This window comes from Terrabacter lapilli (genome assembly GCF_039531305.1).
Lineage (GTDB): Bacteria > Actinomycetota > Actinomycetes > Actinomycetales > Dermatophilaceae > Terrabacter > Terrabacter lapilli.
In genome coordinates this window covers 33923-52435 of the sequence record NZ_BAAAPU010000004.1, presented here as the reverse complement: position 1 = coordinate 52435, position 18513 = coordinate 33923, and the positions used below count along the sequence as shown (strand labels likewise).

Below are 18513 nucleotides of genomic sequence, written 5' to 3'. Positions count from 1 at the left end.
CCATGCAGGTAGCACGCCGCCGTCACTGTGACGGCTTCGGCCAGACCGGCCGGATCAACCGCCTCCTCAGACGCCGGGCGGCGCTCGTCACCGCCGGTACCGCCGCGGCCGCGCTCGTGGTCACCGGCGCCGCAGTCGCCCAGACCCAGCAGTTCGGCACCGACCAGGTCGGGCAGACGACCGCCAACGGGCTGGTCGTCTCGAGCGACCAGTACCTGCGCCCCTACGGGCAGCGCCTCGTCCTCGACAAGGGCAAGATCATGTCGTCGGCGCCCAGCCCCGACGGCACGCACCTGGCCGCCACCGTGACGGATGGCGGCATGGCCCTGGCCATCGTCGACCTCAAGACGTGGAAGGTGCAGCAGTACGTCGGCAACAACACCGCCGCCGACCTGCGCATCAGCGGCAACAGCGTCGGCCAGGAGGGGCCCACCTACTCCCCCGACGGCTCGCAGCTGTGGCTCGGCCAGGCCGACGGCTTCACCAAGTTCACCGTGACCCCGGACGGCTCCCTCTCCGACCCCACGTTCGTCCCGATCGCCAAGGACGGCGACAAGCGCGCGCTCGTGGGACAGGCAGTGTTCTCGCCTGACGGCTCGACGGTGTATGCCGCCGTGAACGGGCAGAACCGCGTCGTGGCCCTCGACGCGGCCACCGGTACCGTCAAGCAGAGCTGGTCGGTCGGCAACGCCCCCCGCGACCTCGCGCTCGTCGGGTCCAAGCTCTACGTCGGCAACGAGGGCGGGCGCCCTGCGAAGCCCGGGGAGCCGACCATCAACTCCTACGGCACGCAGGTTCCCGCCGACCAGGCGACCGCCGCCACGACCACCGGGACGGTCAGCGTCATCGACCTGGCGCACCCGGACGCAGCGCCCGACAGCATCGACGTCGGGCTGCACCCGACGGCCCTCTACGTCAAGAAGGGCGCCCTCTTCGTCACGAACACCGCCAGCAACGACGTCTCCGTGATCGACACCGCCAGCGACAAGGTCGTCCAGACCATCGCCACGCAACCCTGGCCCGAGGCCTCCGTGGGCTACGAGCCGGACGCCGTCACGCTGACCGACGACGGACACCTGCTGGTGACCCTCGGCCGCGCCAACGCGGTCGCCGTCTACCGCTACACCAGCCCGCTCGAGCCGGTGAGCTACGTCGGCCTGCTCCCCACCGACTACTTCCCTGCCGAGATCACCTCCACCGGTGACGAGATCGTGGTCTCCAACACCCGCGGCATCGACGCCCGCAGGTCCAGCGGCCCCACCCACGGCACGCACGACACGACGTCGAGCCTCACCCGTTTCACGCTGCCGAGCGACGACGTCATCAAGGCCGAGACAGGCACGGTGTTCACCCAGAACGGCTGGCACGGTGGGTCCGCCGCGCTGAGCGATGGCAAGGGCGCCAAACCGGTGCCCGTGCCGGTCAAGCTCGGCGACCCGTCGACCATCAAGCACGTCTTCCTCATCGTCAAGGAGAACCGCACCTACGACCAGGTCCTCGGCGACGACCCGCGCGGCAACGGCGAGCCCACCCTGGCGCAGTACGGGGAGAACGTCACCCCCAACCAGCACGCCCTCGCCAGGCAGTTCGGCCTCTACGACAACACCTACGACATCGGCACCAACTCGGCCGAGGGCCACAACTGGCTGATGCAGGCCGACAACCCGGAGTACACGGAGTCCTCGGCGGGCGAGTACATCCGCAGCTACGACACCGAGGACGATGCGCTCGGCCACCAGCGGAGCGGCTTCCTCTGGACGGGGGCGCAGGCGGCGGGCAAGTCGGTACGCGACTTCGGCGAGTTCCAGCAGTTCCTCACCAAGCCGGCGGGCGCCACCTGGCAGAACCTCTACTGCGACAGCAAGGTGATGGCCACGACCGGGAACGACACGGCATACCCGATGGTGTCCTCGTCGCCGATCCCGTCACTCAACGACGTGTCGGTGCACGGGTTCCCGAAGTTCGACACCAGCGTCCCGGATGTCTACCGCTACGAGATCTGGAAGCGGGACTTCGAGAAGAACGGCCCCGCGAACCTCAACATGTTCTGGCTCTCGAGCGACCACACGGGCGGGCCGCCCAGCGGGCCGGCCCAGGTCGCCGACAACGATCTCGCGACCGGGAAGATCATCGACAAGATCTCGCACAGCCCCTACTGGAAGGACTCGGCGATCTTCGTCGTCGAGGACGACTCGCAGGCCGGCGTCGACCACGTCGACGGACACCGGGCGCCGATCCAGATCGTCAGTCCGTGGGCGCGGCACGGCGCGGTCGACAGCCACTACTACACGCAGATCACGATGATCCGCACCATCGAGCAGATCCTCGGGATCAGGCCGATGAACCAGAAGGACACGGCCGCCACCCCCATGCGTCGCGCCTTCGCCCCCAAGCCCGATCTCACGCCCTTCACTTCCGTGCCCAACCGGACGTCCCTGACGGCCGGGCTCAAGACACTCCCGTCCTGCGGCGCCGACGTGCCGGCACCACAGGCGCCTGCGTCGCCTGCCGCCCCGACGGGCAGGATCCCGGCGGGCCAGCAGGGTGTGGCGGCGGAGTGGGACGCCTGGAAGGCCAAGCAGCGGCTGACCGGCCCGGACGCCCAGGCCGACTCGACCAACCCGGCGCAGATGAACCACCTCGGGTGGTACGAGGCGCACGGCTGGAGCCAGCCCTACCCCGGGGAGACCCGGATCTTCGCCCCGCAGGACGTGCCCGGAGCCCTCATCCCGGCCGCGGACAGCGACCACTGAGCGAGACCAACGCCCGGCGAGGCCCCGGACGGCGACACCGCCGACCGGGGCCTCCGCTCCCTGCGGCGCTGACACGCCGCGCGTGAGGGGGCGTGCGGGGGCTGGCGGGAGAGCCCATGATGGACGTGGGTGTCCACCTGTGCGCTCTGCCGTCGTCGCGACACCCGTACCGTCAGGAGGCTCGGTGACCGACCCGTTGCGCGCCGCTGACCGCGCCTCCGCCCCGCGAACGCTCGTGGAGGTGCTCGAGGAGACGGCCCGGGCATACCCCGACGCACCCGCCGTGGACGACACCACCACCGTCCTGAGCTACGTGCAGCTGCTCGAAGCGGGCCGGTCGCTCGCCGCCGAGCTGCGCACGGCCGGCGTGCGGCGTGGCGACCGGGTGGGAGTCCGCTCACCGTCCGGTCACGTTGACCTCTACGTCACGATCGTGGCCATCCTGTATGCCGGAGCCGCCTACGTCCCGGTCGATGCCGACGACCCCCAGGAGCGGGCCGACCTCGTCTTCGGGGAGGCCAAGGTCACCGCGGTGGTCGGGGCGCGCAGACGGATCAGGGCCACGAGTCGTGAGGGACCGGCGCACGGCCGCGTCGCGACCCACGAACCCGTCGGCCTGGTCACCCCTGACGACGACGCGTGGGTGATCTTCACCTCTGGATCGACCGGCGTCCCCAAGGGCGTTGCCGTCTCCCACCGCTCCGCTGCCGCGTTCATCGACGCCGAGGCGCGAATCTTTCTGCAGGACAACCGCATCGGTCCGGGCGACCGGATCCTCGCCGGCCTGTCCGTGGCGTTCGACGCCTCGTGCGAGGAGATGTGGCTCGCCTGGCGCCACGGCGCCTGTCTGGTCCCCGCCCCGCGCTCGCTCGTGCGCACCGGGCAGGACCTGGGCCCCTGGCTCGTGGCGCAGGACATCACCGTCGTGTCCACCGTCCCGACCCTGGCCGCGCTCTGGCCCGCCGAGGCGCTCGAACCGGTCCGGTTGCTCATCTTCGGCGGCGAGGCGTGTCCGCCCGAGCTCGTGACCAGGCTCGTGACGCCGGACCGCGAGGTGTGGAACACCTACGGGCCCACCGAGGCCACCGTCGTCGCCTGCGCCGCGCGCCTGGACGGCGACGGCCCCGTGCGCATCGGACTGCCCCTCGACGGCTGGGACCTGGCCGTCGTCGACGCCGAGGGCCGACCGGTCGCACCGGGCGAGACCGGTCAGCTGATCATCGGCGGAGTGGGCCTCGCGCGGTACCTCGACCCCGTCAAGGACGCCGAGAAGTATGCCGCCATGCCCACCCTGGGCTGGGAACGGGCCTACCGCTCGGGCGACCTCGTCGTGAACGACCCGCGAGGGCTGCTGTTCGTCGGTCGCGCCGACGAACAGGTGAAGATCGGAGGCCGACGCATCGAGCTCGGCGAGGTCGACGCGGCCCTCCAGGCGCTTCCCGGGGTCGGCGGCGCCGCGGCCGCCGTCCAGACCACACCGGCCGGCACCCAGCTGCTCATCGGTTACCTCGCGCCCGCCGACGGGAGCGGCCAGGGCGCTCGGGACTTCGACATCGAGGCCGCGATGCACCGGCTGCGCGAGGAGCTGCCGGCAGCCCTCGTGCCCGTGCTCGCGCTCGTCGACACCATCCCCACCCGCACGTCCGGCAAGGTCGACCGCGCTGCCCTCCCCTGGCCGGTTCCCGGGGCCGCCGGCGGACCGGACGACGCCGGCGAGGTGCTGGAGGGCCTGACCGGCTGGCTCGCCGGGCACTGGTCCTCGGTTCTGGGCCTGCCCGTCCGCTCGCCGGACGCCGACTTCTTCGCCCTCGGCGGCGCCAGCCTCTCGTCGGCGCGGCTCGTGTCGCTGCTGCGTGAACGGTTCCCGGACGTGACCGTCGCCGACATCCACGCCCATCCCCGCCTCGGCGCCCAGGCGGAGCTGCTCGAGTCCTTCGCGCCCAAGACGCCCGATGGGGCGTCGCGACCGGAGCGCCGGGTCGGCCGCGTCAGCCGACGCACCCAGCTCCTGCAGACGCTGGTCTCGGTCGTCCTGCTGACCATCAAGGGCATGCAGTGGCTCGTCGGCCTGGCCCTGGCGACCGAGCTGCTGCGTTCAGCCGACCTGGCGCCGTGGGCGCGGCCGGTCTCGTGGTGGGTCATCGCGATCGGGCTCCTCGCCTTCGTCACCCCGGTGGGGCGGATGGGCATCAGCGCCCTGGCCTGCCGCCTGCTGCTGTGGGGTCTGGTGCCCGGCTCCTACCCTCGCGGCGGTTCGGTGCAGATGCGGCTGTGGGCGGCTGAGCGCTTCGCCGATGCGATGGGTGCCGTGACCATGGCCGGCGCGCCGTGGATCGTCCACTACGCGCGCCTGCTCGGGGCGAACATCGCGCCGGGGGTCGACCTGCACACCGTCCCACCGGTCACGGGGATGCTGCAGATCGGTCCCGGCGCGAGCATCGAACCGGAGGTCGACCTGTCGGGCTACTGGATGGACGGCGACGTCGTGCACGTCGGGTCGGTGCACATCGGCCGGGAGGCCGTCGTCGGGGCGCGCAGCACCCTCGGTCCGGACGTGCACGTCGGTCGCGGTGCCGTCGTCGAACCCGGCTCGACGGTCCTGACCTCCGTTCCTGCCGGACGCGTCGTGGCCGGTTCCCCGGCCCGACGCGTCTACGGGCCCGTCGACCCCGGCTACCCCGCCGAGGCCGCCCCTCGAGGACCGGGCTGGACGGCGGTGTACGGCGTCTCCGGCGCACTGCTGTCCCTGCTGCCGTTCGTGGCGATGCTGCCGGCACTGCTCCTGGTCGGCCGCTCCGCCGGACGCGCCGCGAGCGCCGGCGAGGCCGTCGTCACGACGCTCGTGTGGGTGCCCGTGGCGACCCTGCTGGGCATGCTGGGTCTGGCCATCCTGACGATCGTGCTGGTCCGGCTCCTGGCCCTGGGTGTACGCGAGGGGTTCCATCCCGTGCGCGGGCGCGTCGGCTGGCAGGTCTGGATGACCGAGCGCCTGCTGGACCAGGCCCGGACCCTGCTGTTCCCCCTCTACGCCAGCCTCGCGACGCCCGTCTGGCTGCGAGCCCTCGGAGCCACGGTCGGGAGGGACGTCGAAGCCTCGACGGTGCTGCTGCTGCCGTCCATGACGACGGTGGCCGGGGGTGCCTTCCTGGCCGACGACACCATGGTCGGCAGCTACGAGCTGTCCCGGGGCTGGCTGCACATCGCTCCCGTGAAGATCGGCAAGCGGGCCTTCCTCGGCAACAGCGGGATGACGGCACCGGGGCGGCGCGTCCCGAAGTACGGGCTCGTGGCCGTGCTGTCCGCGGCCCCGCCGAAGTCCAAGGCCGGGTCGAGCTGGCTGGGCAGCCCGCCGGTGCGGATGCGGCGGGCGCCGCAGGGCAGCGACGATGAGCGCACCTACCGGCCTCCGCTCCGGCTCAAGGTCCTGCGGGGCCTGGTCGAGCTGTGTCGCGTGGTGCCCGTCATGGTCACGGTCGCCCTCGCGGTCCTCGTGCTCGGCGCGCTGGAGGCGCTGGCGCTGTCGTGGGGATGGGTCGCAGCAGCCGTGCTGGGTGGCATCGTGCTTCTCCTCACCGGTGCCCTCGCCGCAGCGACGACGACCGCGGCCAAGTGGGCGGTCATCGGTCGGATCCACGCGGTCGAGCACCCACTCTGGAGCTCCTTCGTGTGGCGCAACGAGGTCGTCGACGCCTTCGTCGAGATGGTCGCCGGCCCGTGGTTCGCCTGGACCGCGACCGGGACCCCCGCCATCAACGTGTGGCTGCGCAGCCTCGGTGCCCGGATCGGGCGTGGCGTCTGGTGCGAGACGTACTGGCTGCCCGAGGCCGACCTCGTCAGCCTCGGCGACGGCGCGACGGTCAACCGCGGCTGCGTGCTGCAGACCCACTTGTTCCATGACCGGATCATGAGCATGGACACCGTCACCCTGGGTGCCGGGGCGACCCTTGGACCGCACGGGGTCATCCTCCCGGCGGCCAGCATCGGACGCGCTGCCACGGTGGGCCCCGGGTCCCTCGTGCTGCGAGGGGAGGACGTGCCGGCGGACAGCCGGTGGACCGGCAACCCGATCGCCCCCTGGCGGCGGAAGAAGGACGACTGAATGAGCACCGTGCCCGCAGCGGCCGCCCTCCCCACACCGGCGCTGGACCCGTACACGCCCGAGCGTGCCGACCCCACCTATCGGGTCGAGCACTACGACCTCGAGCTCGACTACCGCGTCGCCAGCAACCGGCTGGCCGCCAGGGCGGTCCTCGACGTGCGAGCCCTCGAGCCGATCGACCGCGTCCGTCTCGACCTCGTCGGCCTTCGCGTCACGAAGGTCGCCGTGGGGTCGAGCACCGCCAAGTGGACCCGCCGCGGCGACAAGGTGCTCGTCCGTCTCCCCCACCCCCTCGACAGTGGCGACATCGTCCAGGTCACGGTGACCTACTCCGGCACACCGGGTCCGGCGCGTACTCGGTGGGGCACCCTCGGCTGGGAGGAGCTGAGCGACGGCGCCCTCGTCGCCTCGCAGCCCACCGGTGCTCCCACGTGGTTCCCCTGCAACGACCACCCGAGCCTCAAGGCGACCTACCGGATCGGCATCGAGTGCGACTCACCGTTCGCCGTCGCGGCCACCGGTGCCCTCGTCGAGACCCGGATCCGGGGCAGCCGCACCCGCCGCGTCTTCGAGCAGACGCACCCCACGGCCACCTACCTCGTGGCCGTTCACGTCGGCCGCTACACCGAGCACGTGCTGACGCGCCTGCCGGTGCCCGTGCGGCTCCTCGTCCCGGACGCCGTGGCGGCCACCGCCCGCCACGACCTCGCACGCCTGCCGCAGATGATCGACGTGCTCTCCCAGCGCTTCGGCCCCTACCCGTTCGAGGACTACACGGTCGTCGTCACCGCCGATGACCTCGAGATCCCGCTCGAAGCCCAGGGCATGGCCACGTTCGGAGCGAACTGGCTCCGCGGCGACCGCAGCCACGAGCGGCTCGTGGCGCACGAGCTGGCCCACCAGTGGTTCGGCAACAGCCTGACCGCCGCCCGCTGGAGCGACATCTGGTTGCACGAGGGCTTCGCCTGCTACGCCGAGTGGCTCTGGGCCGAGGCCGCCGACGGTGTCCCGACCTCGCTCAGCGCGCGCCGCCACCACACCATCCTGGCTCGGCAGCGCCAGGACCTCGTTCTTCGTGACCCGGGACCGAGCGACATGTTCGACGACCGGGTCTACAAGCGCGGCGCACTCACCCTGCACGCCCTGAGACACGCCCTCGGTGACACGGCCTTCTTCGCGCTGCTCAGGGACTGGACCTCGGCCAACGCCGGTGGCACGGTCACCACCGAGCAGTTCTACGACGTCGCGACAGCCCACGCCGGCATCGCGGGCGGGCGCATCCGGACCTTGCTCGACGCATGGCTGGACAACCCGAGGTTGCCGCGGCTCCCCTGAGCCCGGTCACGCGTTCGAGCCCACTCACGCGTTGCAGCCCGTCGCCGGTGTGGTCAGCCAGGTCGTCAGGGGTGACCCGACGGCATCCACCGCACCGCGACCAGGGGCGCAGATCGCGCCAGGGCAACCGCCGCGACCGTCTGTCCTGCCGCTCCGACGTCGAAGCCGAGGGACTGCTCAGCGGCCGGCGCCTGCAGGTCGAGGTCTGCCACGATCGCGCAGCTGCCGTTCGGCAACCCCTGCACCACGCCCGGGCGCCCGGCCGGGAACGAGGTCGGTTCGGTGTCCAGCCCGACGCCGAGAGCCTTCAGGACGGCCTCCTTGCGGGCCCAGACACGCGCCCGGGACGTCGCGTCCGCCGGCAGCCCGTCGTCCGGATGCAGCGCCACCGCGTCGAAGCCGGGGAACTGCACGTCGTCGCTGCGGACGATGTCGAGTCCCACGGGCGCGATTCGGGTCAGCGCCACGATCACGCCGGCTTCCCGCGCCGGCATTCTCCCGGCCTGCGGGCGGACGTGGGTGACGGACACGAAAAGCCCCGGGTCGGCCACCACCCGAGGTGGCCCGTGCAGGCCCCCGCACCGGGGGCAGGTCCTGTCCACCGCGACCGCCGGCGCGTCTGTGCCCAGCACCTCGGCAAGAGCGCGACGGACCAGCGTGAGCCCGGCGGCCCGCTGCCTCGCCGTCGCCGGGGTCGCCGCCGCGTGGACGCGTTGCCGCTCGGCGTCGTCCAGCTGGGACAGGTCCACGCGGTTGGGCACCGCTCGGCTCCACAGGACGACGTGGTCGCGCACGGCGTCCGCTGCGTCGAGGCTCATGGCCCGTCCGCCCGAGGCGGTCCGGCGGTCATGAGCACATGGTCGAGCAGTGGGCCGGCGGGCACAACACCCGCGCCTCCACGAGAGCCCCCAGCGAGTGGTGGTCGTGGTTGGTGGTGCTCAGCTTGCTGCCCACCCGGTGATGCCGACGATGCGGCACACGAGCAGCCGGTGGAAGGGCTTGTCGGCATACTGCGGCACGGTGCGGGCCAGACGGTCGGCGAGCTCGTGGGTCAGGCGCGCCGCCGGGTCGGGCACGTGCTCCAGCTGGACCCGCACCCACCACAGCCGGGACCAGTCCTGGGTCTCCCAGTGCTCGACGAGCAGCGATGCCCGTGGGTCGGCCTCGAGGTTGTCCTCGCGCCTCAGCCGCGTCGAGGACTTGGCCTTGACTCGGTCGATCGGCACCCCGATGTGCCCGTCTGCGCTGACGGCGAAGACGACCGGCTGCGGGTCCGGCCCGCGGTCAGGGTGGAGCGTGCACAGCACGCCGTGCACCTGCGTGTCCAACCGCGCGCGAGCGTCGTCGGCGCTCAGTCTCATGGGGCCTCCCAGCAGCTCGCGGGCGTCGAGTCCGTCGTCGTGTTCGTCGTCACCGCCGGCCTCTCACCTGGGGGCGGGTAGGGAGGAGCCTGACGGGGTCAGCGTCACCATCGGCGAGCCGCTCACCCAGTCGTCGACGGAGTAGGGCTGCGCCGCGTACCAGGGCTGGATCCGCCTCGCCTGCTTCGCGATCCGTCGCCGCGTCGCCGGATCCGTGACCTCTTGGGCCACGACGTCGAGATCGCCCGCCGGCTCGAGCAGGTGCAGCACCGCCCGGGGGTGCGTGCGCAGGTTGGCCAGCCAGTGCCGTGCGCCGGGAGTGCCGGTCAGGACGATGGTGCCGTCGACGACGACGTACCAGAGCTCGATCCGACGCGCTCTGCCGCTGCGACGCCCGATGGTGGTCAGCTCGCAGGTGCCGGTTGGGGGCAGCGCCGGACCGTCCATGCCTGCACGCTACGGGTCGAGGGGCAGGATCGGCCCGGCAACGCCGGGATCCAGGAGCTGGTCTGCAGGGACCGTGAGATCAGTGCTTCGGAGACGGAGGAGTCCGTTGAGCGGATGATGGGCCCATGCCCAGTGACCCGCCGGCCGATCCCGACAGCGTGGTCTCGGGAGGTTCGGGAGGGGCGCGCGACTCGTCGGCGCAGGAGACCTACCTGTGGCCGTTGAGCGCCCTCGTCCTCGTCATCCTCCCCCAGGTCCTCGTTCCCTCGAACTACCGCAACGGACCGCCCCTGGCCGTCCCCGCCGTGGAGGCAGTGGTGGCGCTGATGCTCATCGTCATCGCTGCGAAGCCCGGTCCTGTCCCAAGGGCGGCTCGCCCGTTGATCCTGTCGCTCTTCGGTGTCCTCATCATGGCGAACACGGGCGCCGCGTCCAGGCTCGTGGTCCTGGTGCTGCGCAGCACGCCCCCGGGCCAGACGCCACCCACGGTCACACAGCTGCTGGTCACGGCCGTCACCATCCTCGCCACCAACATCGTCACCTTCGGGCTCGTCTACTGGCAGATCGATGGCGGTGGGCCCCGGGCGCGCCAGACGGGTGCTTCGCGCTACCCCGACTTCCTCTTCCCGCAGTCCGACACCGAGGGGCTGGCGCCACCCGGCTGGCAGCCACGGTTCGGCGACCACCTCTACGTGTCGTTCACGAATGTCGTCGCCTTCAGCCCCACGGACACCCTCCCCCTGACGCGTCGGGTCAAGGCGTTGATGGCGGTGCAGTCGATGATCTCCCTGTCGGTGCTGGTCGTGGTGCTCTCGCGGGTGATCAACATCCTCCCGTCGTGAACCTGCTCGTGAACCTGCCCGTGGCGTCGCGCGGCACGTACTCCGGCGCCGCATACGACATCGGCGAGCGGAGCCGTGCCGATGGTGACGCACCCGGGTGGCGTCGCGAGATGCGGACCCGCAGAGCCGCCGGCTGCACCTCGAAGCGCAGCAGGCCGACGAGTTCGACGGCCTCTCCGTCGAGTCGGACGTGCGTCTCGACCGGGGCCTGGACCTCCAGGTGCGGGGAGCTCCACGTGCGCCCGGGCGCAGGTCTTCTCTCCTGCAGGGCGTCGATACCCAGGATGCCCAGTCGCCCGCTGCCCAGCGTGGGGCGAGTGCCGGCACCCGGGCCCTCGAACGCGTACGGGTTGTTGGAGATCAGCAGCACCGCAGGTCGGACATCCTTCTGTCCAGGGCCGTCCACGAGGCGCAGCTCTGGCATCAGCACCCCCGGCGCGAGCACTCGGCGCGCCGTCTCCGCCAGGGCGCGGACCTTCGAGCCGCGGTACGCCGCTTTCCGGTCGGCCGCCCCCTCGATGCCGAGGGCGACGTTGTTCAGGAACATGTGACCGTTCACGTGGGCCACATCGATCCTGCGTTCGACGCCCACGGTGAACGCGTCGAGAGCACCGGCCACGTCCCGCCGGTCGACACCGAGGTCGATGGCGAAGTGGTTCCGCATGCCGACGGGGATGCACACGAAAGGCAGCTCGTGGGCGGCGGCTACGGACGCCACGACTGCGAGCGAGCCGTCGCCTCCGGCCATGCCGAGCACGTCGGCGCCCTCCGCGACGAACTCTGACACACGCGCCCGCAGGTCCTCGCCCGGGCACACGGTCACTGTCTCGACTCCGCGCTCACGCGCCAGGTCGATGACGCCGTGGCGGCCTGCCGCCCCGTCTCCGGCGCGGGGGTTGACGAACAGCACCGGCCGTTGAGGAGCACCGACGAGGTGCCAGCCGCGACTGATCAACGTCGAGAGATGGTGAAGCGTCGGCTGCCGCGACTGCATCGTGGGGCCTGCCTTCCTCCGGCGACTGTGAGGGTCCGTCTGCGCCGCGGCCAACGGGGAGGCGGTGACGGCCGGCATGCCGGGCCAGGGGTGGAGGGTGCGTATGCCGCCGGGCTCAGCCGGCGTAGCTGCGGGCCATTCGCGTCGGCGTCGACTCGGGCACCGCGGGGTCTCGCACCGGCCAGGACACGACGACGGGGTCGGGCACCAGTGGCGAGAAGGCCGCCATGACGTCGATGCCGTCGCGCAGGAGCTCGACCAGAGCCGCGTGGCGGTCCTCGACCCAGGATCGGGCGATGGTGTCCACAGCGAGGGCTACGACCTTGGCCGCATTGGACGGGGCCGTCGCCACCACAGGGGTGAAGCCCACGCGGGCCACGTAGGCCCGCGCCCAGTGCCCGGCCGCCGGACAGTTCTCCAGGGCGTCTCGGGACGCCAACGACAGGTCACCACAGGGACGGCCGTCCTGCTCGGCGAGCACGCGCTCGGCGTTGAGGATGGCCACCGCCAGGAGGTTCTGCCGCTCCTGTGCGGCGACCGGCAGGGCGGCCCGTACGGCGGTCAGCAGCAGGGCCGTCGTCGCGCGCGGGTCGTCCGGGTTGAGGCCGACGACCTCGGGGATCATCGTCACGAGGCGCTGGCGGTGGGCGTCGTCGAGCATGTCGTTGACCCGGCGGGCCATCGCGGCCAACACGGGATGGGTGCAGGTCGGATGGTCGCTCCACTGCTCCCCGGCGAGGAACGAGGCCATCTCCATGAAGCACGCACCCTTGCGGGGGCTGCGGTGCAGACCGCGGGACAGCACCGGCACGCCGTCGGGAACGAAGGGGGCTCGTCGTGACATCGTCGCTCCTTGGGCTCTGGCACTGGACCTGGGGACGGATCTCTTCATGCTGCGCCTCGATCGCCGACCTCATCATGCTTTTGCCACAGCACACGTCGTCGCCGCCCTGACCGGCTCGACGTCACATGCCTGGAGTCGGCGCGACGTGAGGCGCGGCAAGAGGCGCGGCAAGAGGCGCGACGTGAGGCGCGGCAAGAGGCGCGACGTGAGGCGCGGCGTCAGTTCGAGGAAGGTCAGGCACCGAGCCGAACCCCGGGTTAGCCTTCGAGAACGGCGAGCGGTTCATCTGGACCGCAGCGCAGACGTCTCGGCGTCGTGCAGGAGGCCAGCGATGGGCAAGAAGAAGGCCAGCGAGACCGACCAGCTCCCGCTCGGGGCCTCCAGCGCGTGGGACGAGCCCTCAGGACGGGCGAAGCTGCGGCGCAAGACCTACGAGGCCGAGCTCGAGCCGCTGCAGGCGGAGCTCGTGGCCATGCAGGAGTGGGTGAGGTCCTCCGGGGCCAAGGTGTGTGTGGTGTTCGAAGGGCGCGACACCGCCGGCAAGGGCGGCACGATCAAGCGAATCGTCGAGCGCGTGAGCCCCCGGGTGTTCCGCGTGGTCGCCTTGCCGGCGCCGACCGATCGGGAGAGATCGCAGATGTACATCCAGCGCTACATCAAGCACTTCCCCGCGGCCGGTGAGGTGGTGATCTTCGATCGCAGCTGGTACAACCGAGCCGGCGTCGAGCGGGTGATGGGGTTCTGCACGCCGGCCGAGACCGAACGCTTCCTCGCGCAGGTCGCCAGCGTCGAGAAGGCCATGGTCGACTCGGGGATCATCTTGATCAAGTACTGGCTCGAGGTCGGCCCCGACGAGCAGACGCGCCGGATCGAGAACCGCATCCACGACCCGCGGAAGGTGTGGAAGCTCTCCGACATGGACTTGGAGTCCTACAGCCGGTGGTACGACTACTCCCGTGCCAGGGACGCCATGTTCGCCGCGTCCGACACCCCTTGGGCTCCGTGGCACGTCGCGCACACCAACTGCAAGAGGCGTGGGCGCCTCAACGTCATCAGTCATCTGCTGACCCAGGTGCCCTACGAGCCACTGACGGTGCGGGACGTCCAGCTGCCGGAGCGCCAGGCAGCCGGTGACTACGAAGCCCCGGCTCTGCCACCGCGTTTGATTCCCACGCCATTCTGAACGCGCCAACCTCTGCACGGCTGACCGCGTCGCCCTCAGGGAGGAAGAGCATGTCCGAGAAGGTCAGCCGTCCGGCCGCGACCACCCGACCAGGCCACGTCGTCGCATGGTGGGCTCTCCCGGCCGACGAGGTCTTTCTACGGCTGGACGTCGACCCGGTCAGGGGCCTGACGGAGATGGAGGCGAAGCGGCGGCTCGAGACGTCGGGCCCGAACGCCTTGGCCCAGGAGCAGCCGCAGCCGATCTGGAAGCAGTTCCTGAAGCACTACGGCGACTACATGCAGATCGTGCTCGTTGTCGCGGCCCTTGTCAGCCTGCTGATCGGTGAGTGGGGCACGGCGGTGGGGCTGGCGCTGCTGACCCTCTTCAACGCCTGGTTGGGGTACCACCAGGAAGGGAAGGCCAACGCGGCAGCCGCGGCTCTGGGTGAGATGCTGAAAGCTGTCGCCAAGGTCCGGCGCGACGGGTCCGTCCTCGAGATCCCTGCCGAGGAGATCGTGCCCGGCGACGTCGTTCTCGTCGACGCCGGTGATCGGGTCCCTGCAGATGGCCGTGTGGTCGTCGCCGCCACGCTGCAGATCGAGGAGGGCGCCTTGACCGGCGAGAGCGTCGCCGTCGAGAAGGCCACGGAGCCGCTCGGGTCGGTCGACGTGCCGATCGGTGATCGCACCTGCATGGCGTTCATGAATACCAACGTCACGCGCGGCCATGGCGAGATCCTCGTCACCACCACGGGAATGGGCTCCGAGGTCGGGCACATCGCACACCTTCTTGCCGAGCAGAAGGTGGAGAAGACGCCGCTGACCAGGCAGGTGGACCGGCTCACGATCTTCATCATCGGCGCAGCCCTCTTCGCCTTCATCGCCATCGTGATCATGGGTCTTGCACAGGGTGAGTCCTTCACGGTCCTCTTCGGCATCGGTGTCGCACTTGCCGTCGGCTCCATCCCGGACGCCCTGCCGGCGGTCGTGACCACGATCCTCTCGGTGGGCTCGGTCAACATGGCCAAGAGGAACGCGATCATGAAGGAGCTCCCCGCCGTCGAGACGCTGGGCTCCACGTCGGCGATCAACTCCGACAAGACCGGCACCCTGACCCTGAACCAGATGACCGTCCGCGAGTTCGCCACCGTCGCACACCGCTACACGGTCAGCGGTGAGGGCTACAGCTTCGACGGCCAGGTGCAACGCACCGCGGGCGATGCCGAGACCAACCTCGACCACGTGTTCTTCCCGTGCGCGCTCTGCGACGACTCCGACATCCAGGACGGCGTCGTGGTCGGTGACCCTACCGAGGGGGCGCTGTACGTGCTCGCGCAGAAGGGCGGCCTCGACGTCAGGCAGTTCCGCGAGAGCCACCCGCGCATCGCAGCGGTGCCGTTCGACTCCGACTACAAGTTCATGGCCACCTTCCACACGATGCCGGGGGCCGATGGTCGGCCCGTCGTGCGGGCGTACGTCAAGGGCGCGCCCGATGTGCTCCTGCAGCGTTCCACGCGGGCCCGTATGCCGGGTGGCGTCAGCCAGTCGCTCACCGACGAGATGCGCGCCAAGGTCCTGGCAGAGAACGACCGCATCGCCGGCCAGGGTCGGCGCGTCCTGGCCTTCGCCCAACGAGAGTTCGACCCCGCCGGCTTCGACCCCACCGCCGAGCTGATGGACCTCATGCAGGAGCTCGAGCTCACGGCTCTCGTCGGTGAGGTCGACCCGCCGAGGCCCGAGGCGACCAAGGCCATCGCCGAGGCGAAGCGGGCGGGGATCCGCGTCCGCATGATCACCGGAGACCACGCCGTCACCGCAGCCGCCATCGCCAGCGAGCTGGGCATCGAGGGACGTGCCATGACCGGCGCCGACTTCGCTGCTCTCGACGACGAGCAGGCGGCCAGGCAGGTCGACGAGATCGGCGTGATCGCTCGGGTGGCGCCCGAGCACAAGGTGCGGCTCGTCGACGTGCTCAAGCGAAACGGTCACATCGTCGCCATGACCGGGGACGGTGTGAACGACGCACCGGCCATCGGCGCGGCCGACATCGGCATCGCCATGGGGATCACCGGAACGGACGTCGCCAAGGGCGCCGCCAAGATGATCTTGGCCGACGACAACTTCGCCACCATCGTGGCCGCCGTCGAGGAAGGGCGATCGGTCTACGACAACCTGCAGAAGTTCCTGCGGATCCAGATCGCCAACCTGTTCATGTTCATCCTCGCCTTCCTCGGCTCCAGTGCGTTCCGGATAGCCGGCACCGCCCTGTTCGTCCCCTCTCAGGTGCTGTGGATCCACATGGCCGTCGTGGCGCCGATCGGGGCAGTGATGGGGCTGGACGTCGCCAGCCCGGGCATCATGCGACGCGGGCCACGGCCCTTCGACCAGCCGATCATCGTCCGATCGATGATGGTGCAGCTGTTCGTCAACGGCTTGTTCATGGCGGCCGCGACACTGGTCCTGGTCCAGATCGGCAAGACCACCGACGGGTCGCTGGAGGTGGGGCAGACCATGGGTCTGGTGGGTCTTTCGGTGATGAACGTCTTCCTCGCGCTCAACCTCCGCTTCCCGGAGGTGAGCGCCTTCGGGAGCGCGACCCTGTCCAACCCGAAGCTGCTGTGGGCCTTCGCCTGGGCCTTCGTCGGGGCGATGCTGATCACCCAGATCCGCGTCCTGCAGGACCTGTTCCACACCACCCCGCTCACCGGCAGGCAATGGGCCATCGCCCTGGTGCCCGGCGTTCTCCTGCTGATCCTGGGTGAGGTCTACAAGATGATCCTCCGCGCCCTGCGGGCCCGCCGGGCAACCGACCAGCCGCCCGTCCCCACCCCGGCCGCGACCTCGCCTGCCGCCGGGTAGTCGGCGTTCGGTCTGCCCGCCCCTGACGCCCGAACGAAGGCGTCCTGCTCCGTTCGGCTGCGGATGTTCCGAGCGGCCATGGCCACGAGGTCTAGTCCCTCACGGATGATTCGACGCAGGCCCTGGCAGTGCCACAGTGGGTGGAGGTTTCGAGTGCTGCAGGGTTCGCCCGATTGCCATGCGCCCACGGGCATTCCGTGACTCGAGCACCCTGGGCACTTGGACCAGACCACCAGCCAATACGCCGGTCTTCGTTCTCGGGGGTCGTCAGAGGGACGCGCTTCCGGCTGAAGGCGTCCCGCGTTCAAAGGAGCAACTCGTGACCACCATGATGCGACCCGCAACGACGTCAGCCACCCTCGGCGACAAGGCTGCACCGAAGCTGACGCACCTCAGCGTCGACGAGCGGGAAGCCAAGGGGAAGGCGGCTCGCAACGAGACGCCCCGCACCAGCCACGGCCAGTGGCATCCCGCCGCGGACCGCCCCGATCCGATCGCGCTCCTGGAGGGGCAGGGCCTCAGCAGGGTCCCTGAGCTGGTGCCGGTGCGCTACGGACGGATGCTGGTCTCGCCGTTCACCTTCTACCGGGGCGCAGCCCTGATCATGGCCAACGACCTCGCGGCCACTCCGGTGTCAGGGCTGCACACCCAGCTCTGCGGCGACGCCCACCTGTCGAACTTCGGCGTCTTCGCCTCGCCCGAGCGCCGGTTGATGTTCGACATCAACGACTTCGACGAGTCGCTCCCCGGACCGTGGGAGTGGGACGTCAAGCGGCTCGCGGCCAGCTTCGAGATCGCCGGACGAGACCGAGGGTTCGCCCCGGAGGAGCGCTGGCAGATCGTTCGAGCCTGCGTCGCGGAGTACCGGACACGCATGCGGCTGTTCGCGGCCGAGCGCAACCTCGACGTCTGGTACGCACACATCGACGTCGAGACGATGTACGACACCTTCAAGGACAGCGTGTCCAAGAAGCAGCGGAAGCGGACGAAGGCGAACGTCGCCAAGGCCCGCACCCGGGACAGCATGCAGGCCTTCACCAAGCTCACCCATGAGGTCGACGGGCAGCGCCGGATCGTCTCCGACGCCCCGCTGATCGTGCCGATCGAGGAGCTGCTACCGGCCGGGTCAGCCCGGGACGACCTCGAGGGAGAGCTGCAGGCGCTCATCCGCTCGTACCGGCGCACGCTCGAGACCGACCGACGAGAGCTGCTGGAGTCCTTCCACTACGTCCACGCCGCCCGCAAAGTGGTCGGCGTCGGCAGCGTCGGGACCCGGGCCTGGATCCTGCTCCTGCTCGGCAGGGACGACCAGGACCCCCTCTTCCTGCAGGCCAAGGAGGCCGAGGCGTCCGTCCTCGAGAGGTTCGTGGGCAAGAGCAGGTACGCCAACCACGGGCAGCGCGTCGTGGCCGGGCAGCGGCTGATGCAGGCGGCCAGCGACATCTTCCTCGGTTGGCAGCGCGTCACCGGGTTGGACGGTCAGGTGCGTGACTTCTACATCCGCCAGCTGCGTGACTGGAAGGGCTCCGCCGACGTCGAGACGCTGCACGCGGACGCCATGACGGCATACGCCCAGCTGTGCGGCGCGACGCTGGCCCGCGCCCACGCGCGATCCGGTGACCGCATCGCGATCGCGTCCTACCTGGGCGCGGGCACCTCCTTCGACGAGGCGATCGCCGACTTCTCCGCGGCCTACGCCGACCAGAACGAACGCGACTACCAAGCCCTCGTCGACGCCGTCGACTCCGGCCGACTGGAAGCCCAGACCGGCCTCTAGTCGCGAACATTCCCTGAAGGACCGAGCTGCGTGCTGTC

Annotated in this window: 12 protein-coding genes; 7 read left to right on the top strand and 5 right to left on the bottom strand. The window is 70.6% G+C overall.

Translation table 11 applies throughout. The features are described 5' to 3' along the window. Nucleotides 1-2 precede the first annotated feature (2 nt). The 3 genes from ABD241_RS06390 (at nucleotide 3) to ABD241_RS06380 (ending at nucleotide 8187) form a co-directional block, all read left to right on the top strand. Nucleotides 3-2753: an alkaline phosphatase family protein gene (locus ABD241_RS06390; protein WP_344059633.1), complete on the top strand. Its 2751-nt coding sequence runs from the start codon at nucleotides 3-5 to the stop codon at nucleotides 2751-2753. 184 nt (nucleotides 2754-2937) lie between these two features. Continuing rightward, nucleotides 2938-6852: a Pls/PosA family non-ribosomal peptide synthetase gene (locus ABD241_RS06385; protein WP_344059630.1), complete on the top strand. Its 3915-nt coding sequence runs from the start codon at nucleotides 2938-2940 to the stop codon at nucleotides 6850-6852. After that, on the top strand, nucleotides 6853-8187 hold the full coding sequence (locus tag ABD241_RS06380) for a M1 family metallopeptidase (protein WP_344059627.1): 1335 nt from the start codon (nucleotides 6853-6855) through the stop codon (nucleotides 8185-8187). A gap of 65 nt (nucleotides 8188-8252) precedes the next feature. Here the strand turns inward: ABD241_RS06380 and ABD241_RS06375 are convergent, their stop codons facing one another. The 3 genes from ABD241_RS06375 to ABD241_RS06365 form a co-directional block, all read right to left on the bottom strand. After that, nucleotides 8253-9005, bottom strand: coding sequence for a 4'-phosphopantetheinyl transferase family protein (locus tag ABD241_RS06375; protein ID WP_344059624.1), 753 nt, complete (start codon nucleotides 9003-9005; stop codon nucleotides 8253-8255). Between the two features lie 120 nt (nucleotides 9006-9125). After that, a complete protein-coding gene (locus ABD241_RS06370; RefSeq protein ID WP_344059621.1) occupies nucleotides 9126-9548 on the bottom strand; it encodes a PNPOx family protein in 423 nt (140 codons plus the stop codon). A 63-nt stretch (nucleotides 9549-9611) separates the two neighbouring features. Next, the gene (locus ABD241_RS06365; RefSeq protein ID WP_344059619.1) at nucleotides 9612-9995 is read right to left on the bottom strand and encodes a nitroreductase/quinone reductase family protein; all 384 of its coding nucleotides are present in this window, start codon (nucleotides 9993-9995) and stop codon (nucleotides 9612-9614) included. Nucleotides 9996-10120: 125 nt separating this feature from the next. Between ABD241_RS06365 and ABD241_RS06360 the strand changes: the two genes are divergently transcribed. Continuing rightward, on the top strand, nucleotides 10121-10837 hold the full coding sequence (locus ABD241_RS06360) for a hypothetical protein (protein ID WP_344059617.1): 717 nt from the start codon (nucleotides 10121-10123) through the stop codon (nucleotides 10835-10837). Here the strand turns inward: ABD241_RS06360 and ABD241_RS06355 are convergent. Together ABD241_RS06355 and ABD241_RS06350 are read right to left on the bottom strand one after the other, a co-directional pair. Continuing rightward, the gene (locus tag ABD241_RS06355; RefSeq protein ID WP_344059615.1) at nucleotides 10818-11831 is read right to left on the bottom strand and encodes a diacylglycerol/lipid kinase family protein; all 1014 of its coding nucleotides are present in this window, start codon (nucleotides 11829-11831) and stop codon (nucleotides 10818-10820) included. The two genes, ABD241_RS06360 and ABD241_RS06355, sit on opposite strands and share 20 nt — an antisense overlap. Before the next feature lie 115 nt (nucleotides 11832-11946). Further along, a complete protein-coding gene (locus tag ABD241_RS06350) occupies nucleotides 11947-12675 on the bottom strand; it encodes a hypothetical protein (RefSeq protein WP_344059613.1) in 729 nt (242 codons plus the stop codon). Nucleotides 12676-13006: 331 nt separating this feature from the next. On the opposite strand from ABD241_RS06350, the gene ppk2 reads away from it, so the two are divergent. The 3 genes from ppk2 (at nucleotide 13007) to ABD241_RS06335 (ending at nucleotide 18475) form a co-directional block, all read left to right on the top strand. After that, on the top strand, nucleotides 13007-13858 hold the full coding sequence (ppk2, locus tag ABD241_RS06345) for a polyphosphate kinase 2 (RefSeq protein ID WP_344059611.1): 852 nt from the start codon (nucleotides 13007-13009) through the stop codon (nucleotides 13856-13858). A gap of 50 nt (nucleotides 13859-13908) precedes the next feature. After that, nucleotides 13909-16698 (top strand): cation-translocating P-type ATPase, encoded by a 2790-nt coding sequence (locus tag ABD241_RS06340; RefSeq protein ID WP_344059609.1) that lies wholly within the window; start codon nucleotides 13909-13911, stop codon nucleotides 16696-16698. Between the two features lie 328 nt (nucleotides 16699-17026). Next, entirely contained in the window at nucleotides 17027-18475 is a 1449-nt protein-coding gene (locus ABD241_RS06335) for a DUF2252 domain-containing protein (protein WP_344059931.1), read from the top strand. The last annotated feature ends 38 nt before the right edge of the window (nucleotides 18476-18513 follow it).

Excerpts from the sequence above, each read along its gene's own strand:
- ABD241_RS06390 (WP_344059633.1), top strand. The coding sequence starts at position 3 with ATGCAGGTAGCACGCCGCCGTCACTGTGACGGCTTCGGCCAGACCGGC.
- ABD241_RS06380 (WP_344059627.1), top strand. The coding sequence starts at position 6,853 with ATGAGCACCGTGCCCGCAGCGGCCGCCCTCCCCACACCGGCGCTGGAC.
- ABD241_RS06375 (WP_344059624.1), bottom strand. The coding sequence starts at position 9,005 with ATGAGCCTCGACGCAGCGGACGCCGTGCGCGACCACGTCGTCCTGTGG.
- ABD241_RS06370 (WP_344059621.1), bottom strand. The coding sequence starts at position 9,548 with ATGAGACTGAGCGCCGACGACGCTCGCGCGCGGTTGGACACGCAGGTG.
- ABD241_RS06365 (WP_344059619.1), bottom strand. The coding sequence starts at position 9,995 with ATGGACGGTCCGGCGCTGCCCCCAACCGGCACCTGCGAGCTGACCACC.
- ABD241_RS06360 (WP_344059617.1), top strand. The coding sequence starts at position 10,121 with ATGCCCAGTGACCCGCCGGCCGATCCCGACAGCGTGGTCTCGGGAGGT.
- ABD241_RS06355 (WP_344059615.1), bottom strand. The coding sequence starts at position 11,831 with ATGCAGTCGCGGCAGCCGACGCTTCACCATCTCTCGACGTTGATCAGT.
- ABD241_RS06350 (WP_344059613.1), bottom strand. The coding sequence starts at position 12,675 with ATGTCACGACGAGCCCCCTTCGTTCCCGACGGCGTGCCGGTGCTGTCC.
- ppk2 (WP_344059611.1), top strand. The coding sequence starts at position 13,007 with ATGGGCAAGAAGAAGGCCAGCGAGACCGACCAGCTCCCGCTCGGGGCC.
- ABD241_RS06340 (WP_344059609.1), top strand. The coding sequence starts at position 13,909 with ATGTCCGAGAAGGTCAGCCGTCCGGCCGCGACCACCCGACCAGGCCAC.
- ABD241_RS06335 (WP_344059931.1), top strand. The coding sequence starts at position 17,027 with ATGATGCGACCCGCAACGACGTCAGCCACCCTCGGCGACAAGGCTGCA.